Origin of the sequence: Streptomyces rubellus (assembly GCF_036323805.1) — a bacterium.
In the GTDB taxonomy this organism is placed as follows: Bacteria; Actinomycetota; Actinomycetes; order Streptomycetales; family Streptomycetaceae; genus Streptomyces.
The window spans coordinates 86,464-101,680 of record NZ_JAZDCX010000005.1 but is presented as its reverse complement, the minus strand read 5'-3'; the positions used below and the strand labels follow the sequence as shown (position 1 = coordinate 101,680).

At 73.5% G+C, this 15,217-nt stretch carries 14 protein-coding genes; 9 read left to right on the top strand and 5 right to left on the bottom strand.

What is annotated here, in order from left to right:
* The first annotated feature begins 38 nt into the window (after positions 1-38).
* The 6 genes from V1L54_RS07525 (at position 39) to V1L54_RS07500 (ending at position 7,939) form a co-directional block, all read left to right on the top strand.
* Positions 39-1,757: a fumarate hydratase gene (locus V1L54_RS07525; RefSeq protein WP_330117101.1), complete on the top strand. Its 1,719-nt coding sequence runs from the start codon at positions 39-41 to the stop codon at positions 1,755-1,757.
* Positions 1,758-1,784: 27 nt separating this feature from the next.
* Positions 1,785-3,194, top strand: a complete 1,410-nt coding sequence (locus V1L54_RS07520) for a class II fumarate hydratase (protein WP_330117100.1) — start codon at positions 1,785-1,787, stop codon at positions 3,192-3,194.
* 83 nt (positions 3,195-3,277) lie between these two features.
* Complete coding sequence (gene fomD / locus V1L54_RS07515; RefSeq protein WP_330117099.1) at positions 3,278-3,973, top strand: cytidylyl-2-hydroxypropylphosphonate hydrolase; 696 nt, start codon at positions 3,278-3,280, stop codon at positions 3,971-3,973.
* Positions 3,974-4,140: 167 nt separating this feature from the next.
* Complete coding sequence (locus V1L54_RS07510) at positions 4,141-4,818, top strand: class I SAM-dependent DNA methyltransferase (RefSeq protein ID WP_330117098.1); 678 nt, start codon at positions 4,141-4,143, stop codon at positions 4,816-4,818.
* A gap of 53 nt (positions 4,819-4,871) precedes the next feature.
* The gene (locus V1L54_RS07505; RefSeq protein WP_443076525.1) at positions 4,872-7,043 is read left to right on the top strand and encodes a SpoIIE family protein phosphatase; all 2,172 of its coding nucleotides are present in this window, start codon (positions 4,872-4,874) and stop codon (positions 7,041-7,043) included.
* Positions 7,044-7,579: 536 nt separating this feature from the next.
* A complete protein-coding gene (locus V1L54_RS07500; RefSeq protein WP_330117096.1) occupies positions 7,580-7,939 on the top strand; it encodes a WhiB family transcriptional regulator in 360 nt (119 codons plus the stop codon).
* 45 nt (positions 7,940-7,984) lie between these two features.
* On the opposite strand, the gene glpX is transcribed toward V1L54_RS07500, so the two are convergent.
* Complete coding sequence (glpX, locus tag V1L54_RS07495) at positions 7,985-9,019, bottom strand: class II fructose-bisphosphatase (RefSeq protein WP_330117095.1); 1,035 nt, start codon at positions 9,017-9,019, stop codon at positions 7,985-7,987.
* A 156-nt stretch (positions 9,020-9,175) separates the two neighbouring features.
* On the opposite strand from glpX, the gene V1L54_RS07490 reads away from it, so the two are divergent.
* The gene (locus V1L54_RS07490) at positions 9,176-9,727 is read left to right on the top strand and encodes a DUF4245 domain-containing protein (RefSeq protein WP_330117094.1); all 552 of its coding nucleotides are present in this window, start codon (positions 9,176-9,178) and stop codon (positions 9,725-9,727) included.
* 40 nt (positions 9,728-9,767) lie between these two features.
* Here V1L54_RS07490 and V1L54_RS07485 read toward each other — a convergent pair whose 3' ends face one another.
* From V1L54_RS07485 to xseA, 3 genes are all read right to left on the bottom strand, one after another.
* On the bottom strand, positions 9,768-10,361 hold the full coding sequence (locus V1L54_RS07485; protein ID WP_330117093.1) for a malonic semialdehyde reductase: 594 nt from the start codon (positions 10,359-10,361) through the stop codon (positions 9,768-9,770).
* Positions 10,362-10,467: 106 nt separating this feature from the next.
* On the bottom strand, positions 10,468-10,752 hold the full coding sequence (locus V1L54_RS07480) for an exodeoxyribonuclease VII small subunit (protein WP_330117092.1): 285 nt from the start codon (positions 10,750-10,752) through the stop codon (positions 10,468-10,470).
* A gap of 96 nt (positions 10,753-10,848) precedes the next feature.
* Positions 10,849-12,072 carry an exodeoxyribonuclease VII large subunit gene (xseA, locus tag V1L54_RS07475; RefSeq protein WP_330117091.1) on the bottom strand — a complete coding sequence of 408 codons (1,224 nt, stop codon included), beginning with the start codon at positions 12,070-12,072 and terminating at the stop codon, positions 10,849-10,851.
* Between the two features lie 109 nt (positions 12,073-12,181).
* Between xseA and V1L54_RS07470 the strand changes: the two genes are divergently transcribed.
* Positions 12,182-13,162: a 4-hydroxy-3-methylbut-2-enyl diphosphate reductase gene (locus V1L54_RS07470; protein WP_330117090.1), complete on the top strand. Its 981-nt coding sequence runs from the start codon at positions 12,182-12,184 to the stop codon at positions 13,160-13,162.
* A gap of 43 nt (positions 13,163-13,205) precedes the next feature.
* Here the strand turns inward: V1L54_RS07470 and V1L54_RS07465 are convergent, their stop codons facing one another.
* Positions 13,206-13,748, bottom strand: coding sequence for a DUF6542 domain-containing protein (locus V1L54_RS07465; protein WP_330117089.1), 543 nt, complete (start codon positions 13,746-13,748; stop codon positions 13,206-13,208).
* A 139-nt stretch (positions 13,749-13,887) separates the two neighbouring features.
* On the opposite strand from V1L54_RS07465, the gene ychF reads away from it, so the two are divergent.
* Positions 13,888-14,976, top strand: a complete 1,089-nt coding sequence (gene ychF, locus V1L54_RS07460) for a redox-regulated ATPase YchF (protein ID WP_330117088.1) — start codon at positions 13,888-13,890, stop codon at positions 14,974-14,976.
* Positions 14,977-15,217 lie beyond the last annotated feature (241 nt).

The window sequence follows — 15,217 nt, the reverse complement described above, 5'->3', positions numbered from 1 at the left end:
CCAGCCGCCGGCCGCCAGCGAAAGGAACGGACCACCCCATGCCTGCCGACCCCCGCCCGAACGCCGCAGCGACCCCCCGCCCGGACTCCCCGGCGTTCTCCTACACGGACCTGCTGCCGCTGGGCGCGGACGACACCCCGTACCGCCTGGTCACCGCCGAGGGCGTCAGCACGTTCGAGGCGGGCGGGCGGACCTTCCTGAAGGTCGAGCCGGAGGCACTGCGCCTGCTGGCCGCCGAGGCGGTCCGCGACATCTCCCACTTCCTGCGCCCCGCGCACCTGGCCCAGCTCCGCCGCATCCTGGACGACCCCGAGGCGTCGGCCAACGACCGCTTCGTCGCGCTGGACCTGCTGAAGAACGCCAACATCGCCGCCGCCGGGGTGCTCCCGATGTGCCAGGACACCGGCACCGCGATCGTGATGGGCAAGCGCGGCCAGAACGTGCTGACGGAGGGCGGCGACGAGGCGGCCCTCTCGCGCGGCATCCACGACGCGTACACACGGCTCAACCTGCGCTACTCCCAGCTGGCCCCGCTGACCATGTGGGAGGAACGGAACACCGGCACCAACCTCCCGGCGCAGATCGAGCTGTACGCCACCGACGGCGACGCCTACAAGTTCCTGTTCATGGCCAAGGGCGGCGGCAGCGCCAACAAGTCCTTCCTCTACCAGGAGACCAAGGCCGTGCTGAACGAGGCGGCCATGATGCGCTTCCTGGAGGAGCGGATCCGCTCCCTGGGCACCGCCGCCTGCCCCCCGTACCACCTGGCGGTCGTCGTCGGCGGCACCTCCGCCGAGTACGCCCTCAAGACGGCCAAGTACGCCTCCGCGCACTACCTTGACGCGCTGCCCACCGCCGGCTCCCCGGCCGGCCACGGCTTCCGCGACCTGGAAATGGAGGAGCGGGTCTTCGAGCTGACCCAGAAGCTCGGCATCGGCGCCCAGTTCGGCGGCAAGTACTTCTGCCACGACGTACGCGTCGTCCGGCTGCCCCGGCACGGCGCCTCCTGCCCGGTGGCCATCGCCGTCTCCTGCTCCGCCGACCGCCAGGCACTGGCGAAGATCACCGCCGAGGGCGTCTTCCTGGAGCAGCTGGAGAGGGACCCGGCGCGCTTCCTGCCCGACACCACCGCCGCCGAGCTCGGCGGCGTCCAGGACGAGGAAGCGGTGCGGATCGACCTCAACCGCCCGATGGACGAGATCCGCGCCGAGCTGTCCAAGCACCCCGTCAAGACCCGGCTGTCGCTGACCGGCCCGCTGGTCGTCGCCCGCGACATCGCCCACGCCAGGATCAAGGAACGGCTGGACGCGGGCGAGGAGATGCCCGCCTACCTGCGCGACCACGCCGTGTACTACGCGGGCCCGGCCAAGACCCCCGAGGGCTACGCGTCCGGCTCCTTCGGCCCGACCACCGCCGGCCGCATGGACGCCTACGTCGAGCAGTTCCAGGCGGCGGGCGGCTCCTTCGTGATGCTGGCCAAGGGCAACCGCAGCAGGCAGGTCACCGACGCCTGCGCGAAGCACGGCGGCTTCTACCTCGGCTCCATCGGCGGCCCGGCCGCGCGGCTGGCCCGGGACTGCATCAGGAAGGTGGAGGTCCTGGAGTACGAGGAACTGGGCATGGAGGCGGTCTGGCGGATCGAGGTCGAGGACTTCCCCGCGTTCGTCGTCGTCGACGACAAGGGCAACGACTTCTTCACCGACCCCGGCCCCGCCAAGCCCTTCGTCACCTCCATCCCGGTGCGCCCCGGGAACTGACCCCGGCCGGGACGTAGCTTTGTCCCCATGACTGGGACGAGCGAGAGCGAAAACGGCGAGTACCGGACCGAACACGACTCCATGGGCGAGGTGCGGGTGCCCGCACACGCCAAGTGGCGGGCGCAGACCCAGCGCGCCGTGGAGAACTTCCCGATCTCGGGCCGGCGCCTGGAACGTGCCCACATCCAGGCGCTGGCCCGGATCAAGCAGGCCGCGGCGAAGGTCAACGCCGATCTCGGGGTCCTGGACGCCACGATGGCCCGGGCGATCGCCGAGGCCGCCGCCGAGGTCGCCGAGGGGCGCTGGGACGACCACTTCCCGGTGGACGTCTTCCAGACCGGCTCCGGCACCTCCTCCAACATGAACATGAACGAGGTCGTCGCCACCCTCGCGAGCGAGCGGCTGGGCGCCCCGGTGCACCCCAACGACCACGTCAACGCCAGCCAGTCCTCCAACGACGTCTTCCCCTCCTCCATCCACATCGCCGCCACCGCCGCCGTCACCGCGGACCTGATCCCGGCGCTGGAGCACCTGGCGGCGGCGCTGGAGCGCAAGGCGGCCGAGTTCGCCGGGGTGGTCAAGTCCGGCCGCACCCATCTGATGGACGCCACACCCGTCACCCTCGGCCAGGAGTTCGGCGGCTACGCGGCCCAGGTGCGGTACGGGGTGGAGCGGCTGCGCGCCTCGCTGCCGCGGCTGGCCGAGCTGCCGCTGGGCGGCACCGCGGTGGGCACCGGCATCAACACCCCGCCCGGCTTCTCGGCCGCGGTGATCGCCGAGGTGGCCCGTACCACCGGCCTGCCGCTGACCGAGGCCCGCGACCACTTCGAGGCGCAGGGGGCCCGCGACGCCCTGGTGGAGACCTCCGGGCAGCTCCGGACGATCGCCGTCGGCCTGACCAAGATCTGCAACGATCTGCGCTGGATGGCGTCGGGCCCGCGCACCGGGCTGGCCGAGATCCGGCTGCCGGACCTCCAGCCCGGTTCCTCGATCATGCCCGGCAAGGTCAACCCGGTGATCCCCGAAGCCGTCCTGATGGTCGCCGCCCAGGTCACGGGCAACGACGCCACGGTGGCGGCGGCCGGGGCGTCCGGCAACTTCGAGCTGAACGTGATGCTCCCGGTGATGGCGCGCAATCTGCTGGAGTCCGTCCGGCTGCTGGGATCCGCCTCCCGGCTGCTGGCCGACCGCACGGTCGACGGCATCGAGGCGGACGCCGAGCGCGCCCGCGAGTACGCGGAGTCCTCCCCCTCCGTGGTCACCCCGCTGAACAGGTACATCGGCTACGAGGAGGCCGCGAAGGTCGCCAAGCGGTCCCTGGCGGAGCGGAAGACGATCCGGGAGGTGGTCCTGGAGTCCGGCTACGTGGAGCGCGGCGACCTCACCCGGGAGCAGCTCGACGAGGCACTGGACGTGCTCCGCATGACCCGGCCCTGACCCTCGTCCCCGTCCGCCGCCCCGTCCGCCGCCCCGGAGCGGCGGACGGGGCGGACCCCGGCCTGCCGGACTAATATCCGCCCATGACGGCGGACACGGCGGAGCACACGGAGACGGCGGGCGGTCCCCGCTGGCGGCCAGGAGACCACATCCTGTGGCGCTACCGGGCCAACGGAGGCACCGCCCCGCACATCTGCCGCCCGGTGACCGTCGTCCGCGACACCCCCGGACTGCTCGCCGTCTGGGTGGCCCCCGGCACCGTCTGTGTCCGGCCGCGGCTCGCCGACGGCACCCCCGTGCACCGGGAGCCGCTCGCCACCCGCTACACCAAGCCGCGCACCACCGTGCGCTCGCACTGGTCCGGCACCGGTGTGCTCAAGCTCGCACGGCCCGGCGAGCCCTGGTCGGTGTGGCTGTTCTGGGAGCGGGACTGGCGTTTCCGGAACTGGTACGTGAACCTGGAGGAGCCGCTGCGCCGCTGGGCGGGCGGGGTCGACTCCGAGGACCACTTCCTGGATCTCGCCGTCCACCCCGACCGCAGCTGGGAGTGGAAGGACGAGGACGAGTTCGCGCAGGCGCGGCGGGTCGGCCTGCTGGACGCCGACGGGGCCGCACGGGTGCGGGCCGCGGGACGGCGGGCCGAGGCGGCGGTCCGCTCCTGGGACAGCCCGTTCCGGGACGGCTGGGAGGACTGGCGCCCCGACCCCGCCTGGCGGATCCCCCGGCTGCCGGGGGACTGGGACCGGCCCCCGGACCCGGACGGCCGAGAGGGCTGGTGAGGGCGCACCCGCGTCTCGCATGATGGCCTTGGGCATTCGGTGAAACCCCACCGTGTCGCCGGGCGGCCGGCCGTAAGATCACCCCGACCTCCGCAAACCCTCAGCCGCAGCAGAACCCCCGGTCCTCACAAAGGACTTGGCGCACGTCCGTGAGAGGAGCCCCAGACATGAGCACCACGGAAGGCAACCAGGCGTACAGGGAAGAGGACCGGGCGGCGATCGACCGCGCCGGCCAGGCCGACGCCTTCGACGCCATCGGCGACCGCTACGACGAGGCATTCCCGCACAAGGAGGGGCAGCTCGCCGCGGGCGCCTGGCTGGCCGGGCAGCTGCCCGCCGGGTCGCGGGTGCTGGACGTCGGCTGCGGCACCGGGGTCCCCACGGCACGCCAGCTCTTCGAGGCCGGGCACCGGGTCACGGGCATCGACATATCACCCGGAATGCTCAAGCTCAGCCGGGACAACGTCCCCGGCGCCGAGTTCCACCGGATGGACATCGCCGATCTGGAGAACCACGACCTGGGGCCCTTCGACGGCATCACCGCCTTCTTCGCCCTGCTGATGCTGCCCAGGGACGAGATCCCGGTCGCCCTGCGCATGCTGCACGGGCAGCTGAACCCCGGCGGGCTGCTGGCACTGGGTATGGTCGAAGCGGATGTGGACGACTTCGCGATTCCGTTCCTGGGCAATACGATCCGGGTATCCGGCTATCTACGGGACGAACTGCGCCAGGTGGTGCGCGACGCGGGCTTCGAGATCGCCGGGGAGGAGTCGTTCACGTACGCACCGGCCAGCACGGACGTCCCCCCCGAGATCCAGCTCTTCCTGCACTGCCGACGCTCCTAGCCCTCGAACAGCCCTCGAAGCGCTGGGCACGCCCGATGCGCGGCCCCGGACGGATGGAAACCCAACGCGTGACGGAGTACCCGACCCCCCAGCAGTCCGCCGCCCGGCCGACGGGCGGCGGCGCGCGCACGGCCGCGCCCGTGGCCGGCCGTACCGAGACCGCGCAGACCGCGCTTCCCGGCTCCCGCGACAGCGACCGCCGTCCGCCCGACCTCACGGCCGCCTCCCAGGACGTTCCGCGCAGCGCTCCGGCCCAGCCGCCGGAGGCGGCCGCGCCCCGGGCCCCCCGGCCCGCCGCCCCGGCGGGGACGCCCGTGCCGGAGGCGGGGCATCCCCGGGACACCGGCCACACCCGTCCGGCCGGCGGCGCCCCAGAACCGGAACCGGGCGGCCGCAGCCGTCCCGGCACCCCGGAGGACACCGCCCGGGACACCGCGCCCGGCGCCGCCGGGCACCCCGGCGGGGACGAGCGGGCCGAGCAGGAGCGGCGCGGCGGCGACCGGCTGCGGTTCGTGGGCGCCGCCACCCGGCGGATCGCCCGCGGCGTGGACCTGGACGAGACCGTGCTCGGCCTGTGCCGGGCCACCGTGCCCGCGTTCGCCGACGCGATCCTGGTCTATCTGCGCGACCCGCTGCCGGTGGGGGACGAGCGCCCCGCCGGTCCCGCCGTGCTGCGGCTGCGCCGTACCGACCGGCTGCCGGACTACGCCGTCCAGCCGCCCGTCCCGGCCGGTGCCGAGGCGGAGGCCTCCGACACCGGCGAGTTCCCGCTGCCGCTGTCGGCTGTCCCGCCGGACGGGACCGGGGGCGGGGCAACGGAGCTGGTCGAGGTGCGCGGCGGCGGCGCGCTGGCCGAGGTGCTGCGCGGGGTGCGGCCGGTGTTCGGCGATGTGCCCACCGCCCGCGGGGCGCTGCCCGAGCTGCTCGGTTCCGGCTGCGAGGTCCCGGGCGGGCGCCGGGTGATCCTGGCCCCGCTGCGCGGCCGGCGCCGGGTGATCGGCGCGGCCGTCTTCCTGCGCCGTCCGGACCGGGCCGCCTTCGACGCCGACGACCTGCTGGTAGCCGCCCAGCTGGCCACCCACACCGCGCTGGGCGTGGACAAGGCGGTGCTCTACGGCCGTGAGGCGTACATCGCCGACGAGCTGCAGCGCACCATGCTCCCCGACGTGCTGCCCCAGCCGGTCGGGGTGACGCTGGCCAGCCGGTACCTGCCGGCCGCCGAGACCGCCCGGGTGGGCGGCGACTGGTACGACGCGATACCGCTGCCCGGCGGCCGGGTGGCGCTCGTCGTCGGTGACGTCATGGGCCACTCCATGACGTCCGCGGCGATCATGGGCCAGCTGCGGACCACCGCGCAGACCCTGGCGGGGCTGGACCTGCCGCCCCAGGAGGTGCTGCACCACCTGGACGAACAGGCCCAGCGCCTCGGCTCGGACCGCATGGCGACCTGCCTGTACGCCGTCTACGACCCGGTGGCGCACCGGATCGTGGTGGCCAACGCCGGGCATCCGCCGCCGGTGCTGCTGTACCGCGACGGCCGGGCGGAGGTGCTCCACATCCCGGCGGGCGCGCCCATCGGGGTGGGCGGGGTGGACTTCGAGGCGGTGGAGCTGGACGCCCCCGCCGGGGCCACGCTGCTGCTGTACACCGACGGGCTGGTGGAGTCCCGCCACCGGGACGTGTGGACCGGGATCGAGCAGCTGCGCGAGAAGCTCACCGAGACGGCCGGGCTGACCCGCCCGGACACCCCGCCGCCGCTGGAACCGCTGTGCGACGAGGTGCTGGACATCCTCGGCCCCGGCGACCGGGACGACGACATCGCGCTGCTGGCGGCCCGCTTCGACGGGATCCCGCCCAGCGACGTGGCGTACTGGTACCTCGACCCGCGGGCCCAGACCGCGCGGCAGGCCCGCCGGCTGGCGCGGCGGGCACTGGAGCGGTGGGACCTGGAGGAGCTGACGGACTCGGTCGAGCTGCTGGTCAGCGAGGTGGTCACCAACGCCGTGCGGTACGCCGAGCGGCCCATCACGCTGCGGCTGCTGCGTACCGACACCCTGCGCTGCGAGGTCGGGGACGACGTGCCGCAGCTGCCCAGGCTGCGGCAGGCACGGGCCACGGACGAGGGCGGCCGGGGGCTGTACCTGGTCAACCGGCTCGCCCGGCGCTGGGGCGCCACCCGGCTGAGCACCGGCAAGGTGGTGTGGTTCGAGCTCCTGCTGCCCTGAGGACCGGGGGCACGACGCGCGTCGCGCGTCCGGCCGGCACCGGCCCCGGCGGCCGTCGGTACGGACGCGGTCCACCCGGGCCTCCCGGGACGTTCGTGCGCGGTCCCGCGCGCGACCCCGGCCGTACCCCGGTTCCAGGTGCGGTGGCAGGCCCCGCTCGCCGGCATGACCGCCGCGGCCGCCCCGGCGGGGGCGCACGCCCCGGGAGCCGGTTCGGCCGGCCCCCGGCGGCTCCGGTCACCCGGCAGCCGGACGGCGGGCGGTGCGCCGCCCACCGATGTTCGCGGAAGGAAATCCGGCCTCCGCGGGCACGGCCTGCGGACCGCCGTCCGGAGGGCGGCCACCGGGCCCCGAGCAGAGGCGGAGCAAGGGACTCCGGTGATACGCCACCGTATGCATAAGCGCGCGCACAGTGGGTAGGCCGGATGCATCGTCTCTCGTACGGCCGCAGCGCGAACCGCCGTGCGCAGCCAGGCGGATCAAGGTGACTCAATCGACAGATCGAACAGCCGTAGCCCGTCGTCAGGAGTAGACCCGTGCTGCCAACGCCGCATCAGTCTCTGCAGGCCGCCGCCGTCCCTGTCCAGCGCACGTCCGCACGGGAACAAGCCGGGCCATGGCACTCCGAGGCGGTCTGCCGCAGGGACGAGGCCGGGCTGTTCTTCGCGCCCTCGAAGGAGCCCACAGCGGCCCGTCTTTCCCGGGAGCAGGCGGCCAAACGTGTCTGTGCGCGCTGTCCCGTGCTCATCGACTGCCGCGAGCACGCACTGCTCCAGCCCGAGCCGTACGGGGTGTGGGGCGGCATGACGGCGGCCGAGCGCAGGGTGATGCTCGCCCGGCGCCGCCGCCGCGACACCGACGCGGTGCAGCCCGCACAGGTGTCCCGCATCGCCTGACGGGCGGGCCGGTCCTTCGCGCAGGCGAAGGACCGGCCCGCCCGGTCAGCTCGCCCGGTCGAAGTCGATGGCGCTGTAGGCGCGGAGCTTCGACAGCCGGTGGGTGGAGTCGATCAGCCGGATCGTGCCGGACTTCGACCGCATCACCAGCGACTGGGTGGCGGCGGTCTCCCCGCGGTAGCGCACCCCGCGCAGCAGTTCGCCGTCGGTGACCCCGGTGGCGACGAAGAAGACGTTGTCGCCGCTGACCAGGTCGTCGGTGGTCAGCACCCGGTCCAGGTCGTGGCCCGCGTCCAGTGCCCTGCGCCGCTCCTCGTCGTCCTTGGGCCACAGCCTGCCCTGGACGACACCGCCCAGGCACTTGATCGCGCAGGCGGAGATGACCCCCTCCGGCGTACCGCCGATGCCCAGCAGCAGATCGACACCGGTGTCCTCCCGGGCGGCCATGATCGCGCCCGCGACGTCGCCGTCCGAGATGAACTTGATCCGGGCGCCCGACTCCCGGACCTCCTTCACGACGCCGTCGTGCCGGGGCCGGTCGAGGATCACCACCGTGACGTCCTCCGGGGAGCGGCCCTTGGCCTTGGCCACCCGGCGGATGTTGACCGCGGGCGGGGCGGTGATGTCGACGAACTCCGCCGCCTCCGGGCCGGTGACCAGCTTGTCCATGTAGAACACGGCGCTGGGGTCGAACATCGAGCCGCGCTCGGCCACTGCCAGCACCGACACCGCGTTGCCCATGCCCTTGGCCGTCAGCGTCGTGCCGTCCACCGGGTCCACGGCCACGTCGCACTCCGGGCCGGTCCCGTCGCCCACCCGCTCGCCGTTGTAGAGCATCGGGGCCTCGTCCTTCTCCCCCTCCCCGATGACGACCACGCCGTTCATCGAGACGGTGGAGACCAGGGTGCGCATGGCCTTCACGGCGGCGCCGTCCGCGCCGTTCTTGTCACCGCGGCCGACCCAGCGGCCCGACGCCATGGCGCCCGCCTCGGTCACCCGGACGAGTTCGAGGGCGAGGTTGCGGTCGGGAGCCTCGGGGCTGACTTCGAGCTGGGAGGGGAGATGGTGGTGATCGGTCATCGTGACGCACCTTTCTGCACGTCTGTACGGCGTCCGAACGCGACGGCCGTTCGAGGGTGCTCCGACCCTACCGAGGGACTTGCAAAGTGAGCAGAGTGCCCCACGGATGAGCGCTCATGCCGCCTTCGGGGGGTGCCGGTCCGGACCGGCACCGGGATGGGGGACCATGGGAGCGTGGCAAGCAGCAAGCGCGGCAGACAGACGGCACGGGACATGGTGCTGTCGATGCTGGTGGTCCTCCTGGGGGCCGGCATCGCGTACCTGTTCATCCCGCACGACGACTCCCTGGACCCGGTCCGCCCGATCAGCTACGACGTGGAACTGGTCACGGCCCGGCGCGCGGCGCCGTACCCGGTGGCCGCGCCGGTGGGGCTGCCCGCGGACTGGCGGGCCACCTCGGTGGACTACGAGGCGCGGAGCGACCAGGGGGCCGTGTGGCACCTGGGCTTCATGGACCCGGACAACGAGTACGCGGCCGTCGAGCAGAGCGACGGCAGTCCGGGGGAGTTCATCACGGAGGTCACCCACGGCGCGGAGCCGACCGGGCGGAGCCGGACGGTCGGCGGCGAGGAGTGGGAGCACTACGAGGGGCCGAAGTACGACGCGCTGGTGCGGCGGGAGCCCGGGGTGACCACGGTGGTCACGGGCACCGCGCCGCTCGGCAGCCTCACCCGGCTGGCCGCCGCGCTCGAGACCTCGGAGGGCTGAGCGGCGGCGGCCGGGCGGCAGCAGGGGCCGGCGCCGGGCGTCAGACGGTGGTGACGACGTCCTCGTAGGCCAGCCGCGGCGACCGGGGGCGGTAGGAGTCGGGACCGGGCCGGCCGATGTTGACCACGGCCAGCACCTTCCGGCGGCCGTCGCCGAAGAACTCCTTGTTGATGCCCTCGGCGTCGAAACCGGTCATCGGCCCGGCGGCCAGCCCGGCGGCGCGGATGCCGACGATGAGGTAGCCGAGCTGGATCGCGGCGTTGAAGGTCCCGGTCCTCTCGCGGACCGGGAGCTCGGAGAAGAACTGGTCCTTCAGGCCCGGGGCGTGCGGGAGCAGCTCCGGCAGCCGCTCGTGGAAGCCGAGGTCCACCGAGACGATCGCGGTCAGCGGCGCGGCCGCGGTCTTGGCCCGGTTGCCCTCGCTCAGCTGCGCCACCAGCCGTTCCCGGGCCTCGGGGGAGCGGACCAGGGTGATGCGCAGGGGCGACTGGTTGAAGGCGGTCGGCCCGTACTTCACCAGGTCGTAGACCGCCCGGAGCTGCTCGTCGGTCACCGGTTCGTCGGTGAAGGCGTGGGCGGTGTGCGCCGCACGGAAGAGCAGGTCCTGGGCGGCGCCGTCGAGAGCCAGGGTCATGGGGGTGGCCTCCGGGTGGAGTCGGAAGAACGGTCGGAATGCGCACCAACCACCTTAAAGGTGAACTTTCAACCATTCAACCGCCGTCCCGGTCACACGGCGGCGGTCACGCCCCCGGCGCCCCGTCCTCCTCCCCGGCCCCGTCCGCCTTCCCGGCCGCTCCACCGGACGGCCCGTCCTCCTCCCCGGCCAGCGCCGCGTCCAGCCGGGCCCGGGCACCCTCCAGCCAGCGGCGGCAGACCGCGGCCAGCTCCTCACCGCGCTCCCACAGCGCGAGCGACTCCTCCAGCGTCGAGCCGCCCGCCTCCAGGCGGCGGACCACGGCGATCAGTTCGTCACGCGCCTGCTCGTAGCCCAGCTCCCCGGCCGGCGGGGTATCCGTGTCCGTCATGCGCCCCAGCCTAGAGCCGGTGTCGGACACCCCGGGGACACGGGACATCGCCCGCACGGCCCGCACACGGCGCACGGTCCGGGCGCCGCGGCCCGCTCACCCGTCCTCCGCCGCCCGCCGCGCGACCACCGTCAGCTCGCCCTCGGCGAGCCGGGCGCGCAGCTCCTCGCCGTCCGCCGCCTCGTCCGCCGCCCGCAGCACGCTCCCGTCGGCCCGCCGCAGCACCGCGTAGCCCCGCTTGAGCGTCGCCGCGGGCGAGAGCGCGACGACCCGGGCGACGGTGTGCTCCAGCTCCGCCTCGGCCCGCGCCAGCAGATGCCCGAAGGTGCGGCGGCCCCGCTCCAGCAGCGCCCCGACCTGCTCCTCGCGCTCGGTGACCATGGTGTACGGCCGGGCCAGCACCGGACGGCTCACCGTGTCGGCCAGCCCCCGCTCCTGCCGCTCCAGCAGCACCTCCACCGCCCGCCGCGCGCGCTCGCCCAGCTGCCGCACCCGCTCCAGCTCCTCGCGCACGTCCGGGACGACGTCCTTGGCGGCGTGCGTGGGCGTACGGGCGCGCAGATCGGCCACCAGGTCCAGCAGCGGGGTGTCCGGCTCGTGCCCGATGGCCGAGACCACCGGGGTGACGCAGTCGGCCACCGCCCGCACCAGCTGCTCGTCGGAGAACGGCAGCAGGTCCTCGACGCTGCCGCCGCCCCGGGCGACGATGATCACGTCCACCGCCGGGTCGGCGTCCAGCTCCCGTACCGCCTCGATCACCTGCGGCACCGCGTGCACTCCCTGGACGGCCACATTGCGCACCGCGAAGCGGACGGCGGGCCAGCGCTGCCGGGCCGTCTCCAGCACGTCCCGCTCGGCGGCCGAGGCGCGGCCGGTGACCAGGCCGATCAGCGCCGGCAGGAAGGGCAGCGGCTTCTTCCGCTCGGCCGCGAACAGCCCCTCGGCGGCCAGCGACTTCTTCAGCCGCTCCAGCCGCGCCAGCAGTTCGCCGACCCCGACCGGCCGGATCTCCGCGGCCCGCAGCGAGAGCTGGCCGCGCGGCGCGTACCACTCCGGCTTGCCGTGCACCACCACCCGGGCGCCCTCGCCCACCACGTCCGCCACCTGGTCGAAGACACCGCGGAAGCAGGTCACGGTGATCGAGACGTCGTACGAGGGGTCGCGCAGGGTCAGGAACACCATGCCCGCGCCGGGCCGCCGGGAGAGCTGGGTGATCTGCCCCTCGACCCAGACGGCGCCGAGCCGGTCGATCCATCCGCCGATCAGCCGCGACACCTCGCCGACGGGGACCGGCGCCTCGGGCGACGTGTTGAGAGCCATGCCAGGAGGCTAGCCGCCCGCGCCGACAGCCCGGCGCCCGACAGCCGGGCGGCCCCGCCGGAGCGGCACCTGTCCCGGCGCCCCGCGGCCCGGCCCGTACGATGGCCCCATGACTGCTACGACCGCACGCCGGGTCCTGCTCGCCTCGCCCCGCGGCTACTGCGCGGGTGTCGACCGCGCGGTGATCGCCGTCGAGAAGGCACTGGAGCAGTACGGCGCGCCGATCTACGTCCGCCACGAGATCGTGCACAACAAGTACGTCGTGCAGACCCTGGAGAAGAAGGGCGCGATCTTCGTCGACGAGACGGAGGAGGTCCCCGAGGGCTCCATCGTGATGTTCTCCGCCCACGGCGTGGCGCCGATCGTGCACGAGGAGGCCGAGCGGCGGAGACTGGCGACCATCGACGCGACCTGCCCGCTGGTCACCAAGGTCCACAAGGAGGCGGTCCGCTTCGCGCAGGAGGACTACGACATCCTCCTGATCGGCCACGAGGGCCACGAGGAGGTCATCGGCACCTCCGGCGAGGCCCCCGACCACATCACCGTCGTCGACGGCCCGGAGGACGTGGCGGGCGTCACCGTCCGCGACGAGTCCAGGGTGGTCTGGCTCTCCCAGACCACCCTCTCCGTCGACGAGACCATGGAGACCGTCGACCGGCTCAAGGAGAGGTTCCCGAAGCTGGTCTCCCCGCCCAGCGACGACATCTGCTACGCCACGCAGAACCGGCAGATCGCGGTCAAGCAGCTGGGCGCCGACTCCGACCTGGTGATCGTCGTCGGCTCGCAGAACTCCTCGAACTCCAAGCGGCTCGTCGAGGTCGCCCTCGGCGCCGGAGCCCGGGACGCGCACCTGGTGGACGGCGCCGGCGAGATCGACGAGGCCTGGCTGGAGGGCGTCACCACGGTCGGCGTCACCTCCGGCGCCTCCGTCCCCGACGTGCTGGTCGAGGAGGTCCTGGAGTGGCTGGCCGGGCGTGGCTACGCGGACGTGGAGATCGTCAAGGCGGCCGAGGAGACCATCACCTTCTCGCTGCCCAAGGAGCTGCGCCGGGATCTGCGCGCCGAGGCGGCGCGGAAGGCCGCCGGCTGAACCGTACGGGAGGCCCGGCCGGAACGGCCCGGCCCGGGCGGGGCTAACCGGCCGACCCGGACCGGGCGGCGGTCCGGCCGGCGCCCTTGCGGTCCGCCCGGTCGGTCGCGCCCTCCCGGGCCGCGGGCACGGCCCGCCGGCGGGCCGTGCCGCGCCGGACGAGGACGACCGCCGCGGCGGTCAGCGTGCCGCCGTACACCCATCCGGCGTTGACGGCCAGCACGGTCACCAGCTCCACCAGCAGGCCGGCCGCCCCGTCCGCCTCGTCGCCGAGGAACAGTGCTCCGGCGGTGAACGCGATCGGCGCGGCGATCGGCGCGGCGAGCAGCTCCGCGGGCCGCACCCACAGCGCGCACACGGCGCTGACCAGCACGAAGCAGATCCCGTAGGCGGCGGGATCGCCGCTCAGCAGCAGCGCGTCCAGCCCGCCGGCCGCCGTCATCGTCCCGACGGCCAGCAGACCGCAGCCGAGCCCGGTGAGCCGGGCTCCGGACGGCCGGGGGCGCCCCGGCGCCCCCGGGGAGGCCGGCCGGTCCGCCCGGTGCCGCCGACGGTCGCGGGACGCGTGCGCGCTGTGTTGCTCCACCGCACCAACGTAGGACGCCGACCACCCCGGAGTGGGGCACGGACACGCCCTGCCAGCCCTTCGGGTGCCCGTAGACTGGTGGATCGGCCCATCCCCGGGCCGGTCCACCAAGATCCTCTCGCTTACGGGAAGTCGCCACGTGTCGCTCACGATCGGAATCGTCGGCCTGCCCAACGTCGGCAAGTCGACCCTGTTCAACGCCCTGACCAAGAACGACGTGCTGGCGGCCAACTACCCGTTCGCCACCATTGAGCCGAACATCGGCGTCGTCGGCGTCCCCGACCCCCGGCTGGCGAGGCTCGCGGAGATCTTCGGCTCGGAGCGCGTCGTCCCGGCGACCGTGGACTTCGTCGACATCGCGGGCATCGTGCGTGGTGCCAGCGAGGGCGAGGGGCTGGGCAACAAGTTCCTGGCGAACATCCGTGAGTCGGACGCGATCTGCCAGGTCATCCGCGCCTTCGAGGACGAGAACGTCGTCCATGTGGACGGCCGGGTCTCACCGGCGGGCGACATCGAGACGATCAACACCGAGCTGATCCTCGCCGACCTCCAGACGATCGAGAAGGTCCTGCCGCGGCTCCAGAAGGAGTCCCGGATCAAGAAGGACGTCCAGCCCAAGGTGACGGCGGTCGAGGAGGCCCAGGCGATCCTGGAGGAGGGCCGGACCCTGTTCTCCGCGGGGCTCGTCCAGGGCTCGGAGCGGACCGCCCTCCTGCACGACCTGCACCTGCTCACCACCAAGCCGTTCCTCTACGTCTTCAACGTCGACGAGGACGAACTGGTGGACGAGGACTACAAGGAGGAGCAGCGCAAGCTGGTCGCCCCGGCCGAGGCGATCTTCCTCAACGCCAAGCTGGAGGCGGACCTCGCCGAGCTGGACGAGGCCGACGCCCTCGAACTGCTCCAGTCCGTCGGCCAGGACGAGCCGGGCCTGGCCACCCTGGCCCGCGTCGGCTTCGACACCCTGGGGCTGCAGACGTATCTGACGGCCGGCCCCAAGGAGGCCCGCGCCTGGACGATCCGGAAGGGCGCCACGGCCCCGGAGGCGGCCGGGGTGATCCACACCGACTTCCAGAAGGGCTTCATCAAGGCCGAGGTCATCTCCTTCGCGGACCTCGTCGAGGCGGGTTCGGTCGCCGAGGCCCGCGCCCGGGGCAGGGCGCGCATGGAGGGCAAGGACTACGTCATGCAGGACGGGGACGTGGTGGAGTTCCGCTTCAACGTGTAGCCGGTGACGTAACACCACTTCGCTGATCTGGCGAACATGCAGGTCGAATGGGGTCTGGCTCTTCGGGGTCAGGCCCCTTGATTTCTGCCGTGCTGGATTCGTGTTGAGAAGGATGAGAGCGCCCGTGTTGGGGCGTGTACCGTCCAGAGCCTGGCCTGCGGCCGAGAAGTGCCTCGGGTCCCGTGTCCGCCCTCGGCCACGCGCCGGGGACGACGGCGCTCCGTCCTGCGAGTGGCAACGG